Source organism: Candidatus Obscuribacterales bacterium (genome assembly GCA_019744775.1).
In the GTDB taxonomy this organism is placed as follows: Bacteria; Cyanobacteriota; Vampirovibrionia; order Obscuribacterales; family Obscuribacteraceae; genus SBAT01.
In genome coordinates this window covers 100,687-125,565 of the sequence record JAIETZ010000007.1, presented here as the reverse complement: position 1 = coordinate 125,565, position 24,879 = coordinate 100,687, and the positions used below count along the sequence as shown (strand labels likewise).

The 24,879-nt window shown below is 48.7% G+C and carries 22 protein-coding genes; 7 read left to right on the top strand and 15 right to left on the bottom strand.

The features are described 5' to 3' along the window. Positions 1 to 224: 224 nt before the first annotated feature. The 9 genes from K2Y22_14765 to K2Y22_14725 form a co-directional block, all read right to left on the bottom strand. The gene (locus tag K2Y22_14765) at positions 225 to 743 is read right to left on the bottom strand and encodes a hypothetical protein (protein MBX9879717.1); all 519 of its coding nucleotides are present in this window, start codon (positions 741 to 743) and stop codon (positions 225 to 227) included. Between the two features lie 133 nt (positions 744 to 876). Further along, a complete protein-coding gene (locus tag K2Y22_14760; GenBank protein MBX9879716.1) occupies positions 877 to 1,164 on the bottom strand; it encodes a hypothetical protein in 288 nt (95 codons plus the stop codon). Between the two features lie 123 nt (positions 1,165 to 1,287). Next, the gene (locus tag K2Y22_14755) at positions 1,288 to 1,488 is read right to left on the bottom strand and encodes a hypothetical protein (protein MBX9879715.1); all 201 of its coding nucleotides are present in this window, start codon (positions 1,486 to 1,488) and stop codon (positions 1,288 to 1,290) included. A gap of 217 nt (positions 1,489 to 1,705) precedes the next feature. After that, entirely contained in the window at positions 1,706 to 3,928 is a 2,223-nt protein-coding gene (gene cadA / locus K2Y22_14750) for a cadmium-translocating P-type ATPase (GenBank protein MBX9879714.1), read from the bottom strand. Continuing rightward, positions 3,925 to 4,572 (bottom strand): hypothetical protein, encoded by a 648-nt coding sequence (locus K2Y22_14745; protein MBX9879713.1) that lies wholly within the window; start codon positions 4,570 to 4,572, stop codon positions 3,925 to 3,927. Before K2Y22_14745 ends, cadA begins: the two co-directional genes overlap by 4 nt. A gap of 5 nt (positions 4,573 to 4,577) precedes the next feature. Continuing rightward, positions 4,578 to 5,294 (bottom strand): nicotinate (nicotinamide) nucleotide adenylyltransferase, encoded by a 717-nt coding sequence (gene nadD, locus K2Y22_14740; GenBank protein ID MBX9879712.1) that lies wholly within the window; start codon positions 5,292 to 5,294, stop codon positions 4,578 to 4,580. 78 nt (positions 5,295 to 5,372) lie between these two features. Beyond that, on the bottom strand, positions 5,373 to 6,713 hold the full coding sequence (locus K2Y22_14735) for a hypothetical protein (GenBank protein ID MBX9879711.1): 1,341 nt from the start codon (positions 6,711 to 6,713) through the stop codon (positions 5,373 to 5,375). A gap of 93 nt (positions 6,714 to 6,806) precedes the next feature. Then, positions 6,807 to 7,199 carry a hypothetical protein gene (locus K2Y22_14730; GenBank protein MBX9879710.1) on the bottom strand — a complete coding sequence of 131 codons (393 nt, stop codon included), beginning with the start codon at positions 7,197 to 7,199 and terminating at the stop codon, positions 6,807 to 6,809. A gap of 24 nt (positions 7,200 to 7,223) precedes the next feature. Further along, positions 7,224 to 7,442 (bottom strand): hypothetical protein, encoded by a 219-nt coding sequence (locus K2Y22_14725; protein MBX9879709.1) that lies wholly within the window; start codon positions 7,440 to 7,442, stop codon positions 7,224 to 7,226. 140 nt (positions 7,443 to 7,582) lie between these two features. Here K2Y22_14725 and K2Y22_14720 point away from each other — a divergent pair, with 140 nt between their 5' ends. Then, complete coding sequence (locus tag K2Y22_14720) at positions 7,583 to 7,840, top strand: hypothetical protein (GenBank protein ID MBX9879708.1); 258 nt, start codon at positions 7,583 to 7,585, stop codon at positions 7,838 to 7,840. A 242-nt stretch (positions 7,841 to 8,082) separates the two neighbouring features. On the opposite strand, the gene K2Y22_14715 is transcribed toward K2Y22_14720, so the two are convergent. From K2Y22_14715 to K2Y22_14705, 3 genes are all read right to left on the bottom strand, one after another. Further along, positions 8,083 to 9,285 carry a hypothetical protein gene (locus tag K2Y22_14715; protein ID MBX9879707.1) on the bottom strand — a complete coding sequence of 401 codons (1,203 nt, stop codon included), beginning with the start codon at positions 9,283 to 9,285 and terminating at the stop codon, positions 8,083 to 8,085. A 206-nt stretch (positions 9,286 to 9,491) separates the two neighbouring features. Further along, on the bottom strand, positions 9,492 to 9,902 hold the full coding sequence (locus K2Y22_14710) for a type II toxin-antitoxin system VapC family toxin (protein MBX9879706.1): 411 nt from the start codon (positions 9,900 to 9,902) through the stop codon (positions 9,492 to 9,494). Continuing rightward, positions 9,899 to 10,192: a hypothetical protein gene (locus K2Y22_14705; GenBank protein ID MBX9879705.1), complete on the bottom strand. Its 294-nt coding sequence runs from the start codon at positions 10,190 to 10,192 to the stop codon at positions 9,899 to 9,901. The genes K2Y22_14710 and K2Y22_14705 overlap by 4 nt, the downstream gene beginning before the upstream one ends. Positions 10,193 to 10,288: 96 nt before the next feature. Between K2Y22_14705 and K2Y22_14700 the strand changes: the two genes are divergently transcribed. Then, entirely contained in the window at positions 10,289 to 10,690 is a 402-nt protein-coding gene (locus K2Y22_14700) for a phosphomannose isomerase type II C-terminal cupin domain (protein ID MBX9879704.1), read from the top strand. Between the two features lie 114 nt (positions 10,691 to 10,804). On the opposite strand, the gene K2Y22_14695 is transcribed toward K2Y22_14700, so the two are convergent. The 3 genes from K2Y22_14695 to K2Y22_14685 form a co-directional block, all read right to left on the bottom strand. Further along, positions 10,805 to 12,280: a DUF3536 domain-containing protein gene (locus K2Y22_14695; GenBank protein MBX9879703.1), complete on the bottom strand. Its 1,476-nt coding sequence runs from the start codon at positions 12,278 to 12,280 to the stop codon at positions 10,805 to 10,807. 80 nt (positions 12,281 to 12,360) lie between these two features. Next, positions 12,361 to 13,836, bottom strand: a complete 1,476-nt coding sequence (locus tag K2Y22_14690) for a family 14 glycosylhydrolase (protein ID MBX9879702.1) — start codon at positions 13,834 to 13,836, stop codon at positions 12,361 to 12,363. A 614-nt stretch (positions 13,837 to 14,450) separates the two neighbouring features. Further along, on the bottom strand, positions 14,451 to 14,732 hold the full coding sequence (locus K2Y22_14685; protein MBX9879701.1) for a GIY-YIG nuclease family protein: 282 nt from the start codon (positions 14,730 to 14,732) through the stop codon (positions 14,451 to 14,453). Positions 14,733 to 15,382: 650 nt separating this feature from the next. Here K2Y22_14685 and K2Y22_14680 point away from each other — a divergent pair. From K2Y22_14680 to K2Y22_14660, 5 genes are all read left to right on the top strand, one after another. After that, complete coding sequence (locus K2Y22_14680; GenBank protein ID MBX9879700.1) at positions 15,383 to 17,653, top strand: hypothetical protein; 2,271 nt, start codon at positions 15,383 to 15,385, stop codon at positions 17,651 to 17,653. A gap of 20 nt (positions 17,654 to 17,673) precedes the next feature. Next, positions 17,674 to 20,043, top strand: coding sequence for a hypothetical protein (locus K2Y22_14675; protein ID MBX9879699.1), 2,370 nt, complete (start codon positions 17,674 to 17,676; stop codon positions 20,041 to 20,043). A 195-nt stretch (positions 20,044 to 20,238) separates the two neighbouring features. Further along, positions 20,239 to 21,627: a DUF444 family protein gene (locus K2Y22_14670; protein ID MBX9879698.1), complete on the top strand. Its 1,389-nt coding sequence runs from the start codon at positions 20,239 to 20,241 to the stop codon at positions 21,625 to 21,627. 2 nt (positions 21,628 to 21,629) lie between these two features. After that, positions 21,630 to 23,558 (top strand): SpoVR family protein, encoded by a 1,929-nt coding sequence (locus K2Y22_14665; protein ID MBX9879697.1) that lies wholly within the window; start codon positions 21,630 to 21,632, stop codon positions 23,556 to 23,558. A gap of 135 nt (positions 23,559 to 23,693) precedes the next feature. After that, positions 23,694 to 24,812, top strand: a complete 1,119-nt coding sequence (locus K2Y22_14660) for a hypothetical protein (GenBank protein ID MBX9879696.1) — start codon at positions 23,694 to 23,696, stop codon at positions 24,810 to 24,812. Positions 24,813 to 24,879 lie beyond the last annotated feature (67 nt).

Sequence of the window (24,879 nt, the reverse complement as noted above, 5' to 3'; positions counted from 1 at the left end):
AGCAGCTCTTGCCTTCCCCGTTTGCTCATCTTTAACCTCATTTCTTTCCCCCTTCTGGGGTTAGTTTTTAAATGAGGCAACAGTTCGTCAAGGGTTAGATTTTTGATGAGTCAATGCGCGTCTTAGCGAACTTCATTGATCTGCTGGAAGATTCCTCAGGTTAAAGTCTTCGGAATGAGAAAGGGATTTGTGTGCTTCGTACGTCGCGGCGGATGCTGATGGTCCTATCGTCCGTCCAACGCACGCATCCAGGCATTTGTTGCAAGCCTTCTTCTTTCATGCCTATCCGGATCCGGGTGTTTATACTCGCCTTTCCTGAGCAACTGAAATGCTTGATCCAATTCAGGATGAAGAGTCGTTGATCCGTCTGGTTTTTCGCGACTGGTGTATGTTGCACCGTTGCAACCCTCTACGCACACTTCAATGCACTTTGACTTTTCGCTAAAGTAAATCTCCCAGTCCTGATAGCCTGACGATCCACAACTGATAGCCAAGATTTGTGATGTACGAACATCGCCCAATTTTGAAAGACCTGGTTCGTAGCCAAACCGGTTGATAAAGCGCTCGCGTCTTAGTTCTTCCGTATCGCGAATAGCCTCTTCTTCAGTCGCCACCAATTTTCCGAAGGGCTTTATTTGAGTATTGTCTACATACACGGACATACTGCCGGAATGAACACGAAATCCATTTTCCTGCACTTCTTGTATGGAGAAATAATCTCCGGCCTTTAATGTGAGAGGCATGCCACCGCGGGATCCTTCAGGAACGAATTCCTGTAAAACGACAAAATATAATCCCGCTCTGATTTCCTTCTCGCTTTGTTGATGCCTCGATTTTTCATATTCCATGGTCATAGTCTCCGATTGAATTTATGGCTTAGCTGGACTTTAGTTCTCTTTCTGCCGCTTTGAGTTGCTGCTGAATAACCTCAGCTAAGGCCGACGTGATAGCTTCCGGTGGCAGTTTTGCCAATTCCAGCAACTGTTCTACAGCCTTCAACTCGCGCGCGGCGACAACTAAGTCCATGGCTTGACCAACAGCTCCAAGTCCATCGGTACAGATCATCTCCCTGTCTTTTTTGTCTAGTGCATCCTTTATTCGCTTATCCAGATCGCGATACTGCGCTTCAAAGTCTTCAATGCTTTTGGTTTGTCTAGTAGTCATAACGTTAGTTCTCCTAATATTGTTGTGATTGTTCATTCCTGCACGCGCTGACTGAGAACAAACAACCCGCGAGTGATCCGTTCTCATTAGAGACATGCCGATATAAGTACGCTATTAGAAAGGCTAAATGGTCATACGCTTTTTCAAAAGCGCGCTAAGTGTTTTGCGGAACTTTCGTTGTTCTGCATTTTCCTTTTTTGTCTCCGCGAATATCTCTTCAAATGCTTCACGGATTGCGCGTTGTCCTTCTTCGGACTTACCCCACTCTTTTATCGCATTCAGAAGAATTTGCTCTTCGGGATCATCTGCTTGCTCTGATGTCATAGTAAAAGCACCTCATGTTGTTGTGTGAAGGCAAGGTAGAACGCTGCGTTTCTGCGCCTGGGTTATTGAATTCGGACAATGAGTGCCAGAAGAAGATTCTGCCGCGTCTGAACGCAGTGCATGTTCACTTACATAACACGTGCTGCTCGCGCGGCAGATTCTTCACTTCGTTCAGAATGACAAAGTGATCTGGATTGTTGAATTACATTGATGGAACCTACAGCTTGAGACCGCGTAAGCGCAAAGCGTTAGCGATTACTGATACAGAGCTGAGTGACATGGCGGCAGCGGCTACCATTGGATTTAAAGCGATACCGGTAAGTGGTAGCAAGAGACCAGCAGCAGCAGGTATGGCAAGGGCGTTGTAGCCGAATGCCAGAAATAGATTCTCAGCTATGTTGGCGAGCATTGCTTTGCTTACTTTGTGCGCGCGCACGATGCCGGCAATGTCGCTGTTGAGCAGAACAATTCCAGCACTGCTAACGGCTACACCTGTGCCTGTTGCCATGGCGATGCCGATATTTGCTTGAGCTAGCGCTGGTGCATCGTTAATGCCGTCGCCGGCCATTGCTACAACCAATCCCTTGCCTTGCAATTCTTTGACAAGATTTCCCTTGTCGGCAGGCATGAGACCCCAGCGTATGTCCGTAATGTCAACCTCGGCAGCAATTGCTTTTGCTGGTCCTTCTTTGTCTCCCGTGGCAAGCACGACGGTGATACCATTCTTCTGCAGGGTCTTGATGGACTGGACTGCATCCGGGCGTAGTTTGTCGGTAAAGTGTAGTTTTCCCTGACACTTTCCGTCTACTCTGATGAATATTTCCGTCTTGTCGGATTCCGATTTGTCTTCTGTATCAGTACCGGCGAAGGACTTGCTGCCTACCTTGATCTCCTGTCCGTTGACGATGCCGCTTACACCTTCTCCTGCAAAGATTTTGAAGTTATCACAGGCGAGCACTGCGCCATTGCGTTGTTGCTGCTCGGTAAGCACTGCATTAGCCAGCGGGTGTTCGCTGTGTGCTTCAAGGGCCGCAGCCAGCGCAAGCAGTTGATTCTCTTCAATTGTTCCCATGGTTGCAATTTCTTTGAGACTCATCTTGCCTTCGGTAAGCGTGCCTGTTTTGTCTATGACGAGAGTGTTGATGTGCGACAAAGCTTCCAGCGAGCTAGCGTCTTTGAAAAGCACACCAGCTTTGGCGGCGCGTCCGGCTGCGACAATGACGGACATTGGTGTAGCCAGTCCGAGTGCGCAGGGGCAGGCAATTACTAGAACTGCAACAGCCATTGTCATTGCTTGCACGGCAGGCATGCCGTTGGCTACCCAGCCGACAAATGTAAGTACCGCAATTGCAATTACCAATGGTACAAAGATAGACGCTACTTTGTCGACCAGCTTTTGCACTGGCAGCTTGCTGCGCAGGGCTTCGCTGACTAAGGCAATTATCTGTGCAAGCAAGGTGTCGTTGCCGATGTGTTGAACTTCTACAAGCAGACTGCCGTTGCCGTTAAGTGTGCCTGCTGATACCAGTGTCCCGGCAGATTTCGGTTCAGGTTTTGGTTCGCCTGTAAGCATGCTTTCGTCGACATAGCTTTCGCCTTCCAGCACTTTGCCGTCCACGGGAATTCGCTCGCCGGGCTTGATGCGAACTTCAGCACCAATGGGAATTTGATCCAGTTGCATCACCAGGGGGCTGCCGTCAGGCAAGACGACGGTTGCTTCCGATGGCATGAGTGAAACAAGCTCTTTCACGGCGCTTGCGCTTTGCACTCTTGCTTTTGCTTCCAGTAACTGTCCGAACCAGGCAAGTGTTGTAATTACTGCGGCTGATTCGAAATAAAGTATTGGAGCTTGCGCCAACAGAGAATAGACGCTGTAGAGATAGGGAATGACTATTCCCAGACTCAATAGCGTAAACATATTCAGTGCTTTGTTTTTCATTGACTGCCAGCCGCGGTGAATAAACGGCTGCGCTGCCCACAAAACAACAGGTGTTGTCAGTGCAAATTGCAACCAGTTGTTTGCAGCATGATCAATGATATTTATGCCGAGCATGTGTGACATGCTCAGAGCAAAAATTGGAATTGCAAGTGCGGCGCTTACGAAGAGGCGTTTTTTTATTTCCACTACTTCGGCTTTTGCTGCCTCATCGTCACCAGGCATCATTGCTTCCAAGCTCATGCCGCACAAGGGACAGTCTGCGGGTTTGTCGCTTACTACTTCCGGATGCATCGGGCAGGTGTAGCCGCTACCTGAATTTGCAGCAGCTTTTGCGAGCTTTTCCTTGCGATTTGGATCAAGATAGGCAGACGGATCCGCCTTGAATTTCTCAGCACAGCCGACGTAGCAGAAATAATACACCTGGCCCAAGTGTTCAACTTGGGCCTTTGCTGATTGAGGTTCTACGGTCATGCCGCAGACCGGATCCTTGTGTGATGTCATTGGATGTCTCCTGGTAAGCCTGATTCAGCTTTGCACATCATAGCAGGCGTAGCGTTCGACGTTGTGCTGGACATTGAATGATCCATGTTGGGCATCAATGCCATCGGCCACGTGGTCATTACAAACATTGCGACACCCATCGAAAGGTGAGAAATGTCCGAGCCCAGATAGAACAACTTCGGATGCTTCAGATCATGATAAAGCTCATAGCTGTAATATCCGGCAAACCAAAGCCAGAAAGCTTGCTGAAGAAATACAAACCAGGCTCCCAGATCAACAGGATGAAACATCAAGGCCATGCCGCCGAGCATACCGACATGTGCCCAGTCCCACCACCAAATGTTGTACGGAAGTTTGCGTCCCCATGTGAGCGCTCTGGTCAGAAACCACAAACAGCCAAAGCCGAGGATGTAAGTCCAAGCCGTCGCCGGTATCGGCAGTAGATTGGGCGTGAGCATTGATGCCATGGAAAGCATGCAGATGCCGTGACCGATTTCGTTTTCCCAATCGGCATATCCGTATACAGACTTTACCTTTTGCGCGGCAATTAGTCGATACATGTAAAAGCCGAATCCGGAGAAGAAGAAGAACGATAAGAGGTTGAGCAACCATTGCGGTGCCATATAAGAAGAACAACAGTCCATGTTAGTTACCTCGCTGCGCTGAGAATGGTTTGTGGTAGATAAAGTTCGTGTTTACGAATGTATTTGTTGACTCCGGCAGGTACGTAATATTCGATTGAACGTCCTTGTGCAATCAACTCACGAATCGTTGTGCTTGATATTGAATTCATCGGGCAGTTGATGCGTTCAATGTCATAACCCGGCAATTGTTTGCGCCACGTATCGACGATTTCGTCGTGATGCCCGCCGCTTGTATCGCCGGTATCTCTGGATGCAACCAGCAATCGACACTGACGGATATAGTCCTGTCCGCCGTCCCATCCTGCAAGCTGCGAAATGTTGTCCGCTCCGAAAAGAAGATTGAAGTGTACGTTTGGTCCCAATTCTTCGCTAAGCTGTTTGAGCGTCTCATTTGTATACGACTTGCCGGGACGATCTGCTTCCAGGCGAGTTACAAAAAAGTGCGGATTGGATTTTGTCGCTTTCTTTACCATGGCAATTCGGTGCTCTTTATCAAGCACGTTTTTCTTGTGCGGTGGATCGCCGTTGGGAATCCACAGAGTTGCATGAATACCGAACTGTTCTGTTGCGGCTTGGGCAACAAGCAAGTGACCGAGGTGAATTGGACTGAACGTCCCTCCATTGCAGATGACTTCGATAGTGCCGTGTTTCCGTTGCATTTTGCGTAGTTCTTTCACTATCCAAGGTTCAAGGTGGGTACTGTATTTAGATTTCTTAGGCATGGTTTTGTCTCCCAAGTGTGAAAGGAAAAAGCCGCCGGAAGAATCCTTGCCGGCGGCTTTACGTTTTCTAGAGTGAACTTATTGCTGGCGGATCTTGCCGGACTTGGTGATCACGTAAGTGTCTTTGCCGACTTCCAGGACATATCCGCGCTTGCTCGCGTCGTATTTGGCATCCAATTGTTTTTGGATGTAATACTTTGTGAGTTCGGTTTTGGATACGTTTACGTAGTGGCGCGTGACCATGACGTCGTAGGTATTGTTTTCGTCGTTTAGTTTCAACGGCGTTACCTTGCGTCTGTCCATGTTTTCCTTGTCGAAGTTTTGCATCTTCTCAGTGAGGCGACCTGCATTTATTTCGGGCTTTTCCGCGGGCGGTTTCGGTGCTGGTTGCTCCGGTTTGGGATTGCAGGTGGTCTTTTTCGACGGGCGCTTCAACTCCGCTGGAACATTTGCAAACTTGAGCTTGGAGTCTCTTGTTGCGTCTTGCGAACGGCAACCATCGATGTCGAAGAGGTAGGTGTCGCCACTTACTTCAACCACCCAGCCTTCATAGAGGCTGCTGTAAACGGCGTATAGCTCGCGCTCGACGACGTAGACTTCGGTTTCAAATCGAGTGTCGTGTTTGTAGTGCTGTTTGGTGTCCACAACCAGACGGGTCTGATCAAGATTCCAACCAGTTGCGGTGACTTCGCGTTTGCTTCTGTCTTCGTTGTCTTGTCCTGATACGAGGTCGTGACGAATGCCCAAGTCGACTGCCGGCTTGCTGTACAGAGGGTCAACAGATGTTTTGGTTTGGTTGACTTTGTACAGTTGGCTGCCCATGTAGAACATCCAGCCGTTTTGAGTCTGTACGTATTCGGCGATTGTTTCGACTGAATCACTAAAGTACTCATCGACGTATTTACCTTGGCGGCAGAATTGTCGAACAACATGTACGGACAAAGTGCTGCCGTCAAACGAGACCCGACCGATTTTGAATTGGCGACCACCACTAACTTCGTAGAAACCTGATGTGTTGGTGGGTTTGCCTATCGTCACACTTGGTTTGCTGTTCAGCTTGTTTATCTGATAGGGCGTCTCAAAACTGAACAAAGCCGAGTCGACCCAAATCATGTACGCTTTTTGGCTGGGCACGAAGTCGGCTGTTGCTGAACTTTTGATTCGATAAATTTGCTCAGCATCGCGAGTGCCATGACCGTAGGTACGTGTGATTGTCACCGGCGCAGTAGGGCTGCCGAAGGCGACGTCGGATGCGCTAAGAGTGATTCTGTCTTTCTTTTCGCCATCCATCCAACCGACTTTAGAAGTGCGCTCGCCGATATCTACTTCCGGCAGTGCAGGGGAAGAGCAGGCGGTGAGCAAACAGGCGGAAGCTGCCACAGCAAATGTCAAAAGCGATGTAAGAATGTTTTTTCTCATTGTGTTATTCCTTATCTGGTGTATTTAAAGAAAAAACGGCCCACACAAATGGCGGTGTGGACCGTTAAGTGATTCCGTTGTGGACTTCGTAATCTAGTCGTCGATTACGGGAATTGGGGGCACTGGGACTTGATCAAGTCTGTATATTGCCCTGAGCCTTTTGTGGTAGGACTCATACCAGTTGGCGGCTTTTCGCAAGTGAATCATTGCTTGCGAAAAGTCTTCTTTGTCTGCAGCGTCTCTTGCCAGTTCAAGTTGGCAGGATGCTTTTTCTTCGTCTAGCTTGAAAGCAGCCAGCATTGCTCGAATCCAGGTAAGCTTTGTCTCATTGCGGCAAATTACTTCCTCGCAGCGTTGCTTGGTTTCGGTGACTGCTGTGAATTGGGTCTCGAAGGTTTCCTGAGGGTCCTCGGCATAGGCTTTGCTTAGTATGTTGAAAGCAAAGACCATTAAACAGAGGACGCTGATGAGTACGCATATAATCATTTGGTGGTTTCCTCTGGACTGTGACTATTTATGGAACCGCTGTCCGCGACCGGGCGGATAGGAAGGACCCGACTGGAAATGGTCGGCTATGTGTGCTTTGTATTTCTCGAACATTTTCACGCAGGCATCCCGAAACTTAGTTGGATGCGCTGTTTCAGAAATTATTTGTTTGAGTCGTTCTTGGCTAATGACGCCGTCTTCGTCCTCTTCTGAATTGTCGGCAGGAAGTTCTGGATTAGGCATTTTCTGTTTCTCCGTGTGTGTTCACGTTGTGCAAGTTTTGGTCGTGCAAAGCCAGCACCTGCAAAGCTGAAGCCGGACTATCTCCCACGCTATGATTTCAGCGCTTAGAGCTTCAATTGCTTTGCTGGCTTTGAAATTTAGTGGTTAAGCAAAGACCTGTTTTGTGTTATTTAAAAGAGCACAGAAGAACAACTTACTATTTAGTATTAGTGCAATTCCAATTTCTATTAATAAGTCATTTGAAATGCAGTCGTGTTTTTCCCAATGGAAACGCGACAATTTTCCTAGCGCAGCTGGCCGATGCTGAGTCCGAAGTTGATTTAGAGATGATGTACGCAATTCAAGTACGTGTTTTGAAAGGTGTTTTCTTGACTGATCTGAATGAGCCTACCAAGTAACCAGCGTTCTCAGAACCTTGAAAAACAGTTCTTAAAATGTAACACATTTGGAAGTGTTTCCAGCGTGCTCTTTTGTTCCAGAGCACCGCTGTTTGGCACGTTCATCAAGCATCCCCGACCAAGCATCAACGCACAATCTACATAGTAGCAGGGCAAAAAATTACCGGAAATCGTCCGTTATGTGGACGGTTCCCGTCCGCACGATATATACCAGCTAGCTAGAAGGAGTCAGAGTTTGTGTCCTAACCGTTGTTTTTGGTTTCCGGTAAGTGCGATGTGTTGGCTTCGGGTTTCACGGTAGTGCTTTCCGGCAATTCCGGAAGTGCAGGTCCGTCGCCAATAAGCACAGTTGAGCCGAAAATTTCTTGGGCTGCTTTTTTGCCCGAGATCTTTTGCAGGGTTAGTTGCGTGAATGCCAGCAATGTTGAATTATGCATTGCCACAGCCAGCTGGTAATTGGTCAGGGCTAGATGTGCTTCTTCGTTAATTACTGCCATGCGGCTTTCGTGGCGCTTGCCCAAATAAATGGACTTAGCCATTTTGGCTTGCTCTGTACCGCCTGTGCCAAGCTGGAATGAAATCATCGCCACTTGGGCCGCCGGTCCAATGACGTTTGGCGCCAGCGTTGCTGTTCCCAGGATAGTCTCGACGACGCGACCTGTGGCTCGACTAGCTGCACTCTTTTGATTGTATTTATGCAAGTGCTTCCTTACGCCTTCAACAACGGCGTCTGATTCTTTGGCACCTGTTGTAGCAATTTGCAATTTTGCTGTTTGTTCGTCTATGTCCCAGATTGGAGCAGCATAAGCAGATTCTGGAATTTCCAGACGGCTATTCCAGCTGGTCATCATTTTTACAGTCTTGTCCGCTTCTTCTTCGCCAACGAGAGTTTTCAGTTTGTCTCTGCCTGAGGCAATTGTTTGTTGCGCTCTGTCTGGTTGCTTGTCGCCAAGTCCGCGCGCAATTTGCAGTGTTGCTCTGAAGATAGCTAAATGATTTTCGTCAATTACCTTTTGTCTGGCGTATTCGACAGCGCCTCTATTATTTAGTTTGAGCTTCTCATTGAGAATTACATCAGCAGCTTCTGACGATGGAGCAAATCCTTGGTAGCAAAATAGAAATTGTCCCGCGTCTTTTGCCTGAGCTAGTGTGCGCTGCGGCAATGAGCGATGTTTCTTGACCAATTTATCGAGAGCTTCCATCTGTGGATTATTCTTGAGAGCAGTCTCTAACAAGTTATCTATTTGATTCGATAACTTAGCTTCGTATTGAGAATAAGAAATTCCTGCTTCGAGTTCTAACTCCGACTTAGCACCGGCAGTAGCCTCAAGCGTCGTCCTTGGACTCGAGCTTGTAGAAGCATCGAGTGTGAATTCTGCTCTTGCTGCGTTTACGCTCAGCAAGAACATACAACTTAGAAGGACGATATGATTTTTGGATTGCATTGGGTTACCCCGATTGGCTCTTTACAGCCAGATCGTTCCCGGCTCGCCGAATTCAAAGCCTGGTCGTCAAGGGGTAATGCTAATTTATCACTGACATCTAGGATAAAATGCGGCGGTGGTGGCATTTTGAAGTTTTAGATTTTGGCGTAAACAACATGTCAACAAACTTCATTAATGACTATTGACAACTGGGTTGGTTTCGAAAGTCATAGCAGTTGCACGTAGTCCTGAAATGCCGATTTTTTGACCGCGTTGTAAAGACGTTTGTCAGCTGTAACTAGTGGGCAATCGTAAGTCAGACCTACGGACAGGTAGAAACAGTCGTAAACGCTGGAGTTGAGCTCGACAGCAAGCTTGTAAGCTCGCTTAAGGAAACGATCGGTTGAGTGAAGGGTTACTGGCAATCTGTTGAGCGAGTCAATGACTCCCTCTCCTGTTTGACTTGTTAGACGCTTTTGTCTCACCATTTTCCAAACGACGTTTGCGCACTCCAGGAGAAGATAATCCGGAGCAATCCTTGTTTTATTTTCCTGCCTGAGTGCCACAGCACGTTCGCTATTTGGTTCGTTTACGAACCATTTGAGAACAACGCTTGCATCTACGACGAAAGCGTTCATCTATCGCGGTCCTCTCTAATTAACTTGGTCACGTCGGACTTGGGATTGTATTTTTGCTTTGCCCGTATTTTCGCTGCCAGCTCCCAAAAACTTGCCTCGGCATCGTCTGCCTTAACCGTGTTGTCCAGAATCTCCCATATCTCGGACTGAACTGAGCGATTGTTTCTCTTTGCTCGCGCCTTGAGGGCAGCCATGGTCTTAATAGGCACATTGCGTATAAGTAAGTTGGGCATTTTTGTTGTACCGGCATGGGTGCTATCATTATGATAGCATATGACATCCTCTTTCATCAAACTGCTCCTCCTGAATTTCGGCTGGTTATCTATAGACGGTCAAGTGGTTCAAAAAGTTCAAAATGGCCGGCGAAGTTTAATGTGGCTGCCAGGGTGTTAGGATTAACAAAACACGGCAAGGAAAAAACAGTGAGCGGCGACAACAATCGAACAGACAGACCTTGGGGAAGTTTTTTCATTCTTGATGATCAAAAAACTGCGAAGGTCAAACGCTTAGTGGTAAATCCTGGTGAACGTCTAAGTTACCAGAGTCACACTAAACGTGATGAGCACTGGGTGATTATTGCTGGGATTGCAACTGTGGTATTGGATGACGTCGAGCGTGATTTCGGTTATGGCGAACATGTATTTGTTAAGCGTGGAACGAAGCATCGTATTTGCTGTCGTGGGAATGAACCTGTTGAGTTGATTGAAGTGCAGGTTGGCACGTCTTTTGAAGAAGAGGATATTACGCGTTACTCCGACGACTACGGCCGCGAAGGTACTGTGGACTAATTGAATTGTAGGGGCGCATTGCATGCGCTCTTTTTTGTATGTTGTAATACTACAATCAATAGTACAAATCATTAAAAAAGAAGCGAGGGGATTTTCATTCTCGCTTCTTCGTATTTAGACTCGGTCACAACCCGGTTTGATGATGCGCTTCCAAAGTGTTGCACCGTCACCAGTGATATTGCTTTCTGCTTTTGACAGGTGTGTAAGCAATTCCGTTTCCAAATCTTCGTCGCTAAACTGCGCAGCCAATTCAATGGCTCGCGCTGCATAGCGAAGATTCTGAGTTGGCTCGAGTCCTGTTATGTCATCGAAGAACCAGGCGCAGCTTGTGAACATCAGCATGGCGTAGCGTTGCATTTCCAAAAGCTCGAAGCCTTTCTGTACTTTGTCGCCGGTGGCGCAAGGTAGAAAGTGACGAGCGGCAAATGAATTTGCTTGCGATGCGTTCAACACCACTTCGATGTACTTATCGCGCACTGCCCACGGGTCAAGAAAATATTCCTTGCCTTTGTGAGCAAATATGTGATCGAGTTTTACACGCAAGTCATCGAGACCTTCGCGAAGAGGAGCACGCCATCTTTGATGCCAGTCGCTGCGCATTTTGCATCCGCAGTCACTGCGCCAGCGTTCGATACCGTGCGCACATGACCAACTGGAGTTTTCGTGGATTTCCACTTCCCACTCGGGCGGATGCTTTTCCAGATAGGTGCCGTAGTTGATCACTTGCACATCTGGATTGTTTTCCAGATGGTTGAACAACCAAGCAAGACACATTTCACCAAATCGCCAATGATGCCCTGCGGTTTCACCGTCGACAGCCACGTGGACAAGTTGGTCGTGTTTGCGCTTGTCGTTAAAGCCGCTGTAGATGCGGTTTAGGAATCGCTCACCGCTCGATAGCAATTGCTCAAAGGCGACTGCTTGCGAAATTGGCCCATCGTAGAAGAAGATGTTGATCGATTTTCCGGAAGGCAAATTGCAAACATACGCACGCGATGGATCAATGCCGCCAGTAGACCGCCAATTTTTTCCATCAAGTCTGCGCCAGCGTTTTGCTTGTCGTGGCGCAAGAATGGTGTATTTAATTCCTTCTTCTGCCAATGCTTCAAGCGATTCGATGTTTACCGCCGTCTCCGCCAAGTGCATGCCCTCTGGATCGCGACCGAAGTGTTGGTGAAAGTCTGCTTTGCCCCAGACAACTTGCGTCTTTTTGTCGACGCTATTTGCCAGCGGCATAATCATGTGATTATAGACTTGAGCAATAGCATTGCCATGTCCCAGTCTTTGCAGGCTTTGCTTGTCGCCTTCGATGATCAGGTCATATGTTTTGTAAGCGTATTGCCTCAGCCAATCCAAAAGCGTCGGACCAAAATTGAAATTAGTCCAAGCGTAGTTGTTCATTTTCTTGAAGACGCTGCCATCTTGATTGAGAATCGGCGCTTGACCGTTTGCTAGATAGCATTCGGTGTTGATGCGCACATTCCAGTTGGGAAAAGGGGCAGCAGATGGCTGGTCTTCAATGATGCCGTGTTGCGGGCATTCACGCGGCGGTTGGTAGAAGTGTCCGTGATAAACAAAATATTTTTCCATACGTCCCTCTTCAGATTGCAGAGCAAAAAAGAGGAGAACGCCTAAGTGCTCTCCTCAAATTCCCTGGGGAAACTGAACGATTACTCGTCTTCCAAGCAGTTATCGATAGCCCAACGCATTAGCTTGAAGCCATCGAGTGCCGGCTCGTTGAAGACGATGTCGGACATGCGCAAGAAGGTATAACCTTCAACCAATCCAAAACCGCCTTTGATAGGCAAGTAAGAGATCATGCGCTTCCAGCTATCGGTCTGGTAGAGTTTCCAACCCAGAGCGTTTTCGCCCTTAAGGATGATTCCTTGACGCTTCGCTTCTCTGCCAACCAGATGGCAAAGGTGAGCGGGCAAGCAGTTGTGTGTTTCTTCGTGATTGCCACTATGACCGTCGTCTAGTTCAAAGCAAGTGAAGTACAGGATGACGCGGCTACCTGCGCCACGTGCAACTAGATCGAGTTCAAGGAAAAGATTGAGGATTGGCTTGTAGCCGCCCCCATTTCCTTCCTTAACCCAATCAGTGTTGGCGCTTGTGCGCAGCATACCGCCGGCAAGTTCTGCCAAACGGTCTGCGTAGGTGATGCCTCTGTCAGTCCAATGTCCAACGCGCCAACCGATGCCAGGCAACTTTGCTGCAAGATCGACTCCTTTGAATGGAGACTTGCGTGCGGCAAAGATTTTTATAGCGCTGGTCATGATTTGGCGACCGTGCTTGATTAGCGAATCCTGGTACCAGTCGAAGAAGTCACGTCCGTACTGAGTATTGATGTGATCGCCTCTCTGGAAAAACGCGTCAACTTCGTTCGGGCGAGGTGGAGCAATGCGGCGAGACGCAGAATCCCAAGCTGTGAACACAGCTTTTTCACTGCCGTACTTAGCCAGCATTTGTTTTTCGAAATCGATTAGAGCCAATTCAGAATAACACTGCAACGCACCGCGGCTGGGGTAACCAGTTCCTTCATCGTGTTGGTTGTAGCTGGGGAAACGAAGTTCACCAGTAGGTCCCAAACTGAAATTGATTTCCACGATGTGGTTTGCTTGTTTGCCGAAGTGATCTCTAAAAGATCGAAACATTTGCTTGAGCAAAGGCAGAAACAAATGTGTTGCCCAGCAAGATACGGATTCGTAACTGGCGTTGCCTTGTTCACTGACAAACCGCACTGATTCCAATCTGCCGGAGCAAGTCTTGGAAGCAAGGTAAGTCCAGAGGAAATCAGGCAGAGGAATCCAACCGCTGTCATTGATGTTGCCGCCGCAGTGGTGAGTGGAAAGGATAGGTGCCCACTTCAAACCAGCGTCGACAACGATTTGCAAAATGCGATCGTAGTGCGACCAGTCAAACACAGCGCGCATTTCTTTTCTGTTAGGTCTGGTAGATGAGATTTCCTTGAGGATAATTCCCAACCAGACGTCAGTGCTTATTGCTTCAGCGCCAATTTCTTTTGCCTTGCGACATTGTTTGGCAAACTGATCAAATTCAAATTGGGACCGCATGCTGTTGTGATCATGTGCTTCACCGACATTGAGCGGCCCCATCACAAACATGGTGGGGATTTCTTTCTTCATATAATCGGTCCTTGAATTTTGGGTGAAACAAAAACACCCCCAGCGAAAGCCGGAGGTGAGAGATTGGCGGATATTCAATACCTGTCTGTCCAGAGAATTTCTCTGGAATTTCTAGTGAGAGTTAGTCACTGAGTGTTATTTGAATCGACGACTTATCGCTTTGATTTGGATAAGGTGGAACTCACAATTGGTATGGAAATATGCCGGAACTATGACTCAAACATACTGCTTTTGAGTGTGCGCAAACAAGTTCAACACCAAGAAGAAATCCTCATGGTTACTAGGTTTTATCCACTCTAGCTCAATTCGCGTGAACGATAGATATGTTTTCGATCTACAAAACACATGCTTAATGCTTCGCGCGGTTGGCCTATGGGTGGTAGGGGCGCATTGCATGCGCCCGTTTTTCACGTGTGTCGGGTGAAGGAGGATCTTCGTGCAGCCTGACTTGGTTGTAGAGAAGTCCGTTGTGTTGGTTTTCTTGTTTTGTCGAAGGATGTGTAGCGGTTTGTCGACCGGAGGATGCTGTTCTTGCTTTGTCATTTCGACCAAGGAGACGACACTAAATGTGTCGTCGGGCACTTCTTTTCCGAAGTGGAGAAATCTGCTACGAGTCACCAATGAAGTGATAGATCGCAGAGGTACGGGTTCATAGTTCCGATTAGCTCAAGTTTCTTGCTTCGGCTCCACCGCTTAAGTTGCTTTTCTCGTTCAAGTGCAAGATGAACATCGTTACAAGGTTCAAAATAGACAAGCTTGTTGACAACATACTCTTTTGTAAAGCCATCTCTGACTTTTTGTTTGTGTTCACTGACTCTTCGTTCTAGATTTCCCGTCACGCCGATATAGAACGTAAGCGAGTAGCTTGACATGATGTAAACGTAGTACGTGCGCATCGTTTTGGTTACCAGTTGCTGGTCTTACAACGGGGACTTCGATCAGCGGTTGCAGATTTCTCGACTTCGGGGCTGCGCCCCTTCGCTCGAAATGACAGGGCCTCTATCTCTAATACGTAAAAGTTGCGAAAAAGTTCAACGCTTCCAGTTGTCATGAATAAGTGGTTTCACTCACGGCGCGCATCAGTTGGTGTATGTCAAGGATATTGGCTTGTCAGGAGCGAATAGCTGCGCTAATTTCAACTTGATTGGAATTAGTACATCATGCCAAGAACTCCTAATAAATAGAAAGTATATAGTTGCTTTCAATGGTGCTTGAGAGCTACGGTGGGGATCTAAATAATTCCTTTACGGCTCACACGAGAATTCGCATTTAGAAGCACCCAGCGCCTATTTCCAATTTCAAAATATCTAGTACTTCCATCGGTTCTACCGATTGTCTTTCATCGTGGAAAGCAAAACAGGAATTTAGCGAGCCCAGATAACGCTCAGCCGCCATCGCATGGCCGTTTTGAACAAGTCTGGCAACCACACTCGCAGTAACTCAATAAGTATTCTCCCGCGGTTGCAAAGGGGTAATCGCGACAGCGTTGTGACTCATCGGGCGGTTGTCAGTGGTGGCTGCCTCGTATTTTGTCAAGGAGGTCAAAATGACCGAGCATCAAGAGCAATTGAGCAAAGACGATTTTGCGCTCAAGCCTCTGGTCGAAGATTCCATGTCGCTGTTGAAGTACATGCAGGAACTTAATGACAACCCGGAACGTAATGACACGGCTCCGGCACTAGTTCTGAGATGTCTCACAGACATGGGCATTGAAAAGCCAGAGGATTATCCGAAAGATTCGGAGATGCGTCTCTATCTGGAGATGCTTCGCGAGCAAGGGATAGTCTCATTCAAAGCGTTGAGTCGCGTGGCAGGCAGTCAACGTTTCCAAACACAAATTGCCTCCAGCTTGAGCAATGCTGCAGCCAATGGCGCACAGCTTTATCAAATGCTGGTGGTTGAAGGTGGAACCGGCTCCGGCAAAGACCTGTTCAAGGACGGCATCATTGACGCGCTTGTTAAGCACGCAAAGGTTTATGCCGTCAAAGGTTGTCCCGAGCACGAAAACCCACTCAACCTTTTGAAGATGGATGAAATAACTCCGGAGATGCTGAAAGTCTTCGCGGCAAAATCTGGTTTGGGCGAACGCCTTTACGAGATGCTGCGCACGGCTGTCAGTCCATGTCAGTGCTGCCATAAGAAGGTGATGGGTGACATCGATCATCCAAATGCATCACCGAATTTGGCAGACATCGAAGTGGAAGTTATTCGCTTGTCCAACTACACAGGCGGCATTCAAGAATGGAAGCCAGGTCAGGATACGCCGTTGGAGAAAGCATTGCGCAAGGCGCAACGTGGTTTCATCAGCATGAATGATGGCTTTCTGAAAATTGCAGCAGAACAAGGAAAAGCAGACCAGCGGCTCATTCTTTTGGATGTACCGCAATACAGACGTCTTCCTGGTGTTCACGAAGACGGTTGTGTAGATCCGCCTGCACCAAGTCCTTTCGACGCGGTGATTTTCTTCACGACAAATGCCAAAGCCATGGCCGAATGGTTGGATTCAATTCCCGATAAGGAAGCGTTCACTAGTCGTTGCATCCTTCTGAAGTTGCCCTACAACCTCGTCCGCGTGGAAGAGGAAAGAGCGTATCAGAAGACAATGGATGGCTATCGTGAAGTGGCCCACTTTGATCCGCTGGCACTCAAATTGATTGCCACGCTGGCGGTGTTGAGTCGCTTCAAACCACCGGACAAGGGTGACTATTTTGTTCACCCAATGGAAAAGCTTCGCTTGTATCAAGGCGAAAAGATTAAAGTCAAACCTCTCGATCCCTCGAGATGGGCTGAGTTTTGGTCTTCGTCAAGTTCAGGCAGCTACTCCAGCTACTCGTCTTCCAGCTCTAGTTCGTCATCGAACAAGAATGAGGATGCAGTTAAGTTGACAGGCGACGCGCAAGTGTCACCTGGTCTTCTGTGGAAAGTTTCCGGAGCTGATGAAGGTCTGACAGGACTCGACATGCGCTTCATGCTTGGTCTTTTGAGCAGCATCAATTCGCTTGCTCTCAAGAGTAAACACAAGTGTATAAGCGCACAACAAGTGCTGCAGCTTCTGACGATTGCCATTTCCAACAAGTTGAATAACTCCAATCAAACCAAGGAGCAGAAGGAAACGTATGAACGTTGCTTGAAGTGGCTTGGCGTTCAAAGGGGTTATAGCACCGCATCCAATTTCGGTGGCAAAAGTCCGGATCTCATCGAGTCTGAATTGCGTCGACTTCTCAAAGACCAATTTGTGCGCGTTTTCTCTCCTCACTACGATACGCAAGCTCAACAGTTGTACGACGACTACAAACTGCATGCACTTGCTTTCAGTAAAGGACAGCCAACGGCGAAGCATCCTCTCTACGATCACATCCCGGTCAATGAGAGATTGCTCGATGAACTCGACCGTTATCGGTTGGGCAAATTGCAAACAGAAGGTCTCACCACAGAAGAAAAGAAATTCCGTGGTGCCGGATTGATGTTGGCTCTCGACGATGCGCGTAGCAGATTCTTGGCCCAAGCAAAGGAACAACTTGCCGCAACTAAGCCCGACAACGACGAGGAAGACGAAAGACCGCTTCCCAAGTTCGAGGACAACTGGCAGACGATTCCGGAGCTTGCTATTGCCATTGCAGCCAAACTGGATGCAGGAATTAGCGAAACCATCGAGAAGCTTCTGATGACGGAAGTCGACTCAAACCTCTCTGAGGAAGAACAAGAACAAAAAGCAGCTGCTGTGCAGCAGCTCAAATCCATTGGCTATTGCGACGGTTGTCTCAAACCGGTACTCGAATACGCCAAACGTACAACAGTGTGGTCCTACAAGGGCTAATTTTGTAAGGAGTATACATTATGTCTAGCAATAGCCTCACATTCACTCGGGAATCGCACCCGCAGATGTTCCTGCCGGAAGATCCATTTCCGTATCCGTTCCCAGGACTCAAGCCGATTTTCAGAGACTTCCTCAAAGTCGTAAGAGAGAACCCGGCATATGTCGAATGTACTCACGCCGCAGGATACCGTCTCGTTATGCGCGAAGGCGTCGACTACAGCAACGTGGAAGAAAGCCTTCGTCTTACAGGCAAAGAAATCCCCAACTATCCTGGTTTGGGACCATTCTTCGGTATCGACGAATTCGAGCATGACTTTGTCACCGGCTACCTTTATCAGGCAGCCATGGGTGGTCGTGCACGTAAAAAGGCTGCCACCATAACTGGTGCACCTGGTGCCGGTAAGTCCGATCTCATCAACAACTTGCAATACGTGGTCATGCACAAGCGTGAGCCAATTCCGTACATTGCAGGTAGCCCGATGTGGTCGAATCCACTTAATGCGCTCTTCTTGCTCTTCGACATTGCTGCTCGCAAGACAGCTCGTCGTCGCGACAAGATGCTCACTGAACTGACCGACATGATCGAGAAACTCGACTTCTCGGAAAGTTCTGCGCTTGATTTTGATCACAAGCAAGTTGTGAAGATCAAGAAAAAGCATGGTTTCAAGGCCAACCAGAAGCTGACGTCGAAAGACTTGGCCAATGTTGTGCTGAAGAGCCAGGACGACTTCGTCTCCATCGTCGTGTATGGTCTCGGCTTGCCGAAATCCACTCGCGATGCTCTGGTCAAGCCAGATCCGTGGTCGAGAGAACTCGTCATGGGCGAATTCTTTGGTTGCACCCTTATCGACTCCGAAGTCGCTGAAGCGGCCGGCCTTTCTGCTAAGAATGCGCTGCCCGGCAAGACCAAGTTCGACAAGGAATATGGCAAGTTCGATGCGAACTATGCTGTTGAGTTGTTCGAACTTCCGCTCGATAACATGTTCATGTCGGAAGGACATGGCATCGTCGACGTATCGGAAGTTCAACCGATCAACTTCGACACCAAGGAATGGTACGGTGAACAAGACATCGGATCGCTCGGTCTCTATAGCGACCGTGACCCGAGAACAGTCTCGCTCTCCGGCGCCTTCAACCGTGGTCGCTTGCTCATCCTCACTGAAGGATTCCGTAACCCGGATGAAGCTTTCCGCGTATTGCTGGAAGCTCTGGAAGGTCAGCGTCTGGCATTGCCTGCTCCGCTGAAGAACTTCTGGCAGCACGGCGTAGGCTGGGAAGGTATGATCATCCTTCACTCGAACGACGAGCAATGGAACAAGTTCTATCAAAATCCTGATCACAGAGCGCACAACGACCGCTTGCACTGGATTCCTTTGAAGTATCCGCTGCAGCCGTCCAAGCGTGCAATGATCACCGAGAAACTGTACAACGCCAGCGAATTCAGCGATCCCGATGGCAAGTCTTTCTGCCACTTGGAACCGCTGACTTATCAGTACACTGGTAAGTTCGCTGTGTCGAGCCACATTCACTGGGACAGCAAGCGCGGATTGGATGAAGATGCAGTTCTTCGTGCATACGACGGCGAAATTATTCGCCAGCCGGGCATGGGTACTGAACTCAATCCACGCACTCTCATGGAGATGGCACCGTGGACAGAAGGTCTTGAAGGTATCGGTCCTCGTGAAGTAGATACCTGGATTGGTGAACTTTGCGCCAAGGCGCGGACTGAGTTCGACATGGGCAAGCGTTCCGCACCGTGCGTAACCGTTTCCGAAATTCGCGACTACGTCATCCGCAAAGTGGCCAAGGATCCGCGTATCGAAGAGAAGCACAAGAAACAGCTCATCAGCTGGCTCCAAGGCTTCCTCGAAAGAAGAGTCCGTCGCCCTGCTTTGACGAAGGTGTACAAGGCTGCTTTCATCGAGAACTTCGCAGATCTCTGCCAACAGTTCTTCTTGAAGTACCTCGGCTTCCTGCGTTCAATCGGTCGCGGCAGACCGGCTCCAGGTGGACAGTATTTGACCACGCAGCAAATGGAACAGTTCCTGCAAGAAATTGAAAGAGCTGATTCGCTGCAGATCAATTCTGCCCAGGCCGACAAATTCCGCACCAACGTGTTGGTCGCAGTCGATGCTTACAAGTCTGAGCACGGCGGCGAAGAGCCACGTTATGACGTCCATGAAGGACTGAGACGCTGCATCGAAGCCTACGTGCTTCGCACAGCGAAGGACATCACCGGCGTTGTCGGTGTTTCCGACTTGAGTCCCGAGGAAGAAAAGCGTCTCAACAACGCGAAAGCGGAATTGGTGAGAAATCACGGTTACTGCCGCTACTGTGCTGAAAAGCTGGTAGTAGAAGTAGCTACGACTCGCGATTTCCTGACCAACTAAAGACCTCATGATCTAAGCGCTGCTTAGTCAAGGTCTGAGAACGCATCTTCGTCATTCTGAGCGAAGCGAAGAATCTCACGTCTTCAACGCGTGAGATTCTTCGTCGCGGCTACGCCGCTCCTCAGAATGACAGGTGCGTTTCTTTTGGGAATTGGCTTTAAGCGCGCTTTGAACGCGTATTAAGGAGGTCTACCAATGAGTGACGATAACAAAAAGAAAAAGGCTGCAGGTAATAAGAAACCGCAACCGAGAAAAAGGCAGCCTAAAGAGAAGGCCCCTGCGCAACCGGATGCTGCAAATGATCCGGGAAACAATAATGGCTGGAAAGCGCTTATGGCTAAGTGGGTAGAAGAAAACCCAGAGCGTGAGCGTCCTTCTGTCGTGCTGCCTTGTCCTCCATACTTGGACAGAACAATCAAAGACCGCGAATTGTTTATGAGGCGCGCAAAGCCACATATAACAAAAGACATCTTGAAGAAGATCATTCGTGGCGATTCCGATATCTTTAGAAACGTATATCTTGCTGCCAGAACATTTGCCAGCCAGTGGATTCCTTCTCGTCCCGCATGGCTTCCTGATGGAGTCTTCGGTGATATTGAAGTACCTATTGATGTTGAAGAACCTTCATGGTGGCCTGGTCGTGATGAGCCAGGTGGCGGCGGCGGAGGACAAGAAGCCGGCGAAGACGATGCTGATATCGTCTATATGCCAATCAGTTATGAAGAGTTTCTCGAGCTCCTAGCGTTGCTGTTCGACTTGCCCTTCCTCAAAGCAACTGATATGGACAAGATGCTTGTCTATACATTGAAAAAGCGAGGATTGAAAAAGCAAGGACCGACATCTCGTTTGGATAAGTTGGCCACGGCAAGAGCAAGGATTGAACGATTCCGCGCAGCAATAAATACGCGCCCGGAAGATTATCCCGACTTGTCGCCTGACAAAATCCCCACACCTGTTGAATTTCCTTTTGAAAAGGTCGACAGACGCTACACGCGTGTGGAAGAGAAGTGGGAACCGGATTCCAAAGCCGTTGTTTTCTTCGAGCTTGATGTCTCGGGATCAATGGGCGGTGAACCAATGATGATTGCCAAATTCTTCTTCTTGCTCAACCTTATTTGGTTGCGCACAAGATACAAGGATGTGACAGTCGTATACATCGCTCACAATCACAAGGCTTACCGAATCCCCAGTGAAGCAGACTTCTTCCGAGTGGTTGAAGACGGCGGTACTGCATTTGCACCTTCTCACGAGTTGGTTTTGCAAATCTATCGCAATGAATTCGGACCCGATTGGAATGCTTACTGTCTGCATGCGACCGATGGATTTGGCGACTCGGCCTCCGAGGTAACGCCGCTTATCGAGAAGATGCTCCGAACAGGATTCAACTACTTTGGATACCTGGAAATCGACACTTACGGTTGGGGCGGTGGCAGTTGGCAATCCAGCGGCATGCAAGCTGCGCAAAATGTGGCTGCCGATGTGAAGTCGCATGTGGGTATTGCCAAAATCTCATCCATGGACCAAGTGCCTGAAGCCATGAAGCAAATCATGGACAAGGACAAGACCGCCAATGGAGGTGCGTAATTATGCATAGTGAAATTCTAACTAGCGATCCTTTGCAGGCACAACGCGTACGCAACCTCCAGGTGCTCTTGCCCAGAATCAAGGCAATTGGAGATCGTTATGGTTGTGCGCCATGCAGGGCGATTTTTCGCAAAAAGTCAGACATTCAGCTGATGGACGATCTTATCTATCCGCTCGGTATTCCAGTCAGCCGCAAGGCCTGGTGGTACGGAAAAGCTGCTTATCAACAGCGGCGCGGTGGTCAAACGGGGCACGTCTTCGAATTTGCCACCATTTCCAATCCGGCAGAAGTTGTACTTGGCGACACAAATGATTTGATGATGGACATCCTCGTGATTATTCACGCCTGGATGGGTCACGTTCATTTGTTCCATAACAACCTCTGGCATGCCGAGACACAAGCAGAGTCTTGTTTGCAGAAGTTTGCTCAGGACGAAGCTTTTGTTGATGGACTGTTGGCCGATCACCGCAACTGGGGTGCCGATAGGTATGAGTATTATGCTGATGCGGCTCACGCATTGGAGCACCACTCAGGCGAACTGCCGACTCCAAAGGATGCTGTTCCGGAAGATGAATTGCGCGCTCAGTTGATCCAAACTTTGGATGAGTTGAGAGACAAGTTCATTTTGGCAAATACTCTGCAAGACAAAGAGCAATTTGCTGAAGAAATTCGGGACACGGCAAGACTGCTTAGCTGTCACCCTATCCTGCCTACAAGCGATATCCTCGGCTTCTTGATGAATCCCGACAACACCAAGCACTTGCCCGATGAAGCAAGGCGAATCATTGAAATGACTCGTTTTGAAAATCGCTACAGTACGCAGGTTGTTGGACGGACGAAAATCATGCACGAAGGATTCAGTCACTGGGTCGACGCGAAAATGCCTCATGAGCCGGAACTGGACTTGCTCAATATTGGTTTCGATCACATGATCGATGCTGCTCGTTATGACACCATGCACGACGCATGGCCTATTTACTGGTTTAGCGATCCTTACTCGCTGGGTCAGGAAATATGGAATTACATCGACGAGAAGTACTCGAAAGAGATCGGCACCGAAGTTGTAAGATTCCGCAGACTCAAGGTATTGACTCAAGCAGATGTCGACTCCGGAAAATATCCGGTTGAGACAATTACGTTACCGGCAGACTCTAATGGTGGTTTCCCAGAAGCGACTGTTGTTACCTGGACACCTCGTGCCGGCGATATCGTTGAGACTGATGAGTGGGTGGAAGAAACCGTCAAGAAATACGACCGCAGCTTCCTCTTTGAAGTAGCGCGTACGTATGATGACACTCGCTTCTTCCATACTTTCCTGACCGAGGAATTCTTCCAGCGCTTGCACAAAAAGGCTCTTGATTGGGTCAATAAGATGTTCATGCTAATAAACGGCACTCTGAAAAATCACCGCTGGGATCCCAGCCTCGTGTTTGAAGATGATCGAATGCCTATATCACTTGAAGAAATGTATCAGGTTGTCTCCATTTGGCAGAATCAGATCAAGCTTCGAGAGTTCATCGGCATGCTCGGTTATGGTGGCCCAGGACTGCCTGTAAGCCAAACGTCGCTATGGCAAATGCTGCAAATTATCCAAACGGTAGCCTCCTACGACTACTTCAAGGATCAATTTAAACGGCAAATGATCCTGCGCACGGGCTTGCAAGTTTTGCCGAACATCAAATTGGTCGACACCGGTCGTTATAACAACGCCGGCGTCACGACAATTCGCCACGAGTATGATCCCAACTTTGGACCTTTGAAGGAAGGCTATGCCCGACAAACACTAAGGTACCTGTGGAGATTTACCGGACCGGTGCGATTGTTGACGATGGAGATCCTGACGGACTCATACGGCCGTCCGTGGGGACCGCCGCGCCCGTATCAGTATTACACTGAAAACGGCAAAACGGTCAAAGAACGCTGGCTGTAGGGTAACCCGCCGCCATCTGACTTTCCGTGGTGTTGTATTTGTCATGCCTTCGTAGGGGCGCATTGCATGCGCCCTTTGCGAAGCATGACAAAATCCCGCGACAAAACGCGGAAAGTTATGAAAGGAGTAGTGAATATGAAAAAGGTAAAAACGGAAATCACGCCGCTTCCTTGCGGTGTTGTTTCAGTAAATAAAAAGCCACTCGGGCGGGTGCTTGTAGGTATCGTTGACGGTAATCGCATGCCGGCATTTGGTTTTGATGTGAAGGAATTCGTGCCCAACCATTTTCGAATGGTTCCTTTCGGTTCATTTGGAATCTTTGCTGCTTCCAGAGAGCCGATTGAAGTGCGTGTCATTCTTGACGGAAAGGTAGTTCGTGAAACGAGACTTTTCCCCAAGGAGCCGCCACAAGGCATGTTCCTCGATCCGATGATGAAGAAGTTGATGTCGGAAACTCCGACACCCCACTATCTTGCGGATACCGAAGACGGTTTTCCCTTCACGCTTGAGACCTACAGCAACGACCTGACCCTGGACGATATCATCGGCAACCAGTTGCAACCGGGCAGACTTGATCCGCCTCCGACATTGGACATGATCGACAACGGTCCATTGGTCATGGAAGAATTGCGCGAAGACGTCAACATTGAAGAATACTTCGCCGGTTTGCAGGTGGCACAGCCTACACAAGAAAATGTCGCTGTTGATGAAGACGAACAGCCGGCAGCAGAAGTTACTGAACCGGTCATGGATGAAGTTCTTTCAGATGAGGAACAAGATCATCCTGAGTGGACGGAGGGCGACGATCTCAACGACGACCCAGACACCTACAGACAGGTTGCTCAAATTGCCGCCGTGGCAAAACTTGAGGCACTGGAAGTTGTAGATGGAAGCGTCGAAGAAACGCAAACTGCTGAAGAAAATACAGCAGAATTGGAAGAATACGATCTGAAAATCGATCTGCATAAGCGCGCATCGAGCTGGGCTCCCAGCCACGGTTTGCTGGCAGTCGGCGTCAGATTCATTCAAGTACCGCGCGACAATGAACCTCTGGCTAAGCCGGATGGTTTTACGTACGTAATGTTCCAGCTCAATCCCTGGGATTTGCATTTGATGGCTCGCTGCCAGTTGATGGGACGAATCGTTATTCCGTCTCGTGAACAGATGGCCAGAGTCATGCAGTCCGAAGGATTCGGCGGTGAAATCATTCATTTGCCTAACGTTTCGTGCGGACACGAAGATCCACGCCGCTAAGCCTAAGCAGGCAATGGAGGAAAAATGGCCAATCTATGTAATTCCTGTCAGGAGAGAAAACCTGACA

Bases quoted from the DNA above. Each gene is read 5' to 3' on its own strand.
- K2Y22_14765 (MBX9879717.1), bottom strand. From the start codon at position 743: ATGCCTCTCACATTAAAGGCCGGAGATTATTTCTCCATACAAGAAGTG.
- K2Y22_14760 (MBX9879716.1), bottom strand. From the start codon at position 1,164: ATGACTACTAGACAAACCAAAAGCATTGAAGACTTTGAAGCGCAGTAT.
- K2Y22_14755 (MBX9879715.1), bottom strand. From the start codon at position 1,488: ATGACATCAGAGCAAGCAGATGATCCCGAAGAGCAAATTCTTCTGAAT.
- cadA (MBX9879714.1), bottom strand. From the start codon at position 3,928: ATGACATCACACAAGGATCCGGTCTGCGGCATGACCGTAGAACCTCAA.
- K2Y22_14745 (MBX9879713.1), bottom strand. From the start codon at position 4,572: ATGGACTGTTGTTCTTCTTATATGGCACCGCAATGGTTGCTCAACCTC.
- nadD (MBX9879712.1), bottom strand. From the start codon at position 5,294: ATGCCTAAGAAATCTAAATACAGTACCCACCTTGAACCTTGGATAGTG.
- K2Y22_14735 (MBX9879711.1), bottom strand. From the start codon at position 6,713: ATGAGAAAAAACATTCTTACATCGCTTTTGACATTTGCTGTGGCAGCT.
- K2Y22_14730 (MBX9879710.1), bottom strand. From the start codon at position 7,199: ATGATTATATGCGTACTCATCAGCGTCCTCTGTTTAATGGTCTTTGCT.
- K2Y22_14725 (MBX9879709.1), bottom strand. From the start codon at position 7,442: ATGCCTAATCCAGAACTTCCTGCCGACAATTCAGAAGAGGACGAAGAC.
- K2Y22_14715 (MBX9879707.1), bottom strand. From the start codon at position 9,285: ATGCAATCCAAAAATCATATCGTCCTTCTAAGTTGTATGTTCTTGCTG.
- K2Y22_14710 (MBX9879706.1), bottom strand. From the start codon at position 9,902: ATGAACGCTTTCGTCGTAGATGCAAGCGTTGTTCTCAAATGGTTCGTA.
- K2Y22_14705 (MBX9879705.1), bottom strand. From the start codon at position 10,192: ATGAAAGAGGATGTCATATGCTATCATAATGATAGCACCCATGCCGGT.
- K2Y22_14695 (MBX9879703.1), bottom strand. From the start codon at position 12,280: ATGGAAAAATATTTTGTTTATCACGGACACTTCTACCAACCGCCGCGT.
- K2Y22_14690 (MBX9879702.1), bottom strand. From the start codon at position 13,836: ATGAAGAAAGAAATCCCCACCATGTTTGTGATGGGGCCGCTCAATGTC.
- K2Y22_14685 (MBX9879701.1), bottom strand. From the start codon at position 14,732: ATGCGCACGTACTACGTTTACATCATGTCAAGCTACTCGCTTACGTTC.
- K2Y22_14680 (MBX9879700.1), top strand. From the start codon at position 15,383: ATGACCGAGCATCAAGAGCAATTGAGCAAAGACGATTTTGCGCTCAAG.
- K2Y22_14675 (MBX9879699.1), top strand. From the start codon at position 17,674: ATGTCTAGCAATAGCCTCACATTCACTCGGGAATCGCACCCGCAGATG.
- K2Y22_14670 (MBX9879698.1), top strand. From the start codon at position 20,239: ATGAGTGACGATAACAAAAAGAAAAAGGCTGCAGGTAATAAGAAACCG.
- K2Y22_14665 (MBX9879697.1), top strand. From the start codon at position 21,630: ATGCATAGTGAAATTCTAACTAGCGATCCTTTGCAGGCACAACGCGTA.
- K2Y22_14660 (MBX9879696.1), top strand. From the start codon at position 23,694: ATGAAAAAGGTAAAAACGGAAATCACGCCGCTTCCTTGCGGTGTTGTT.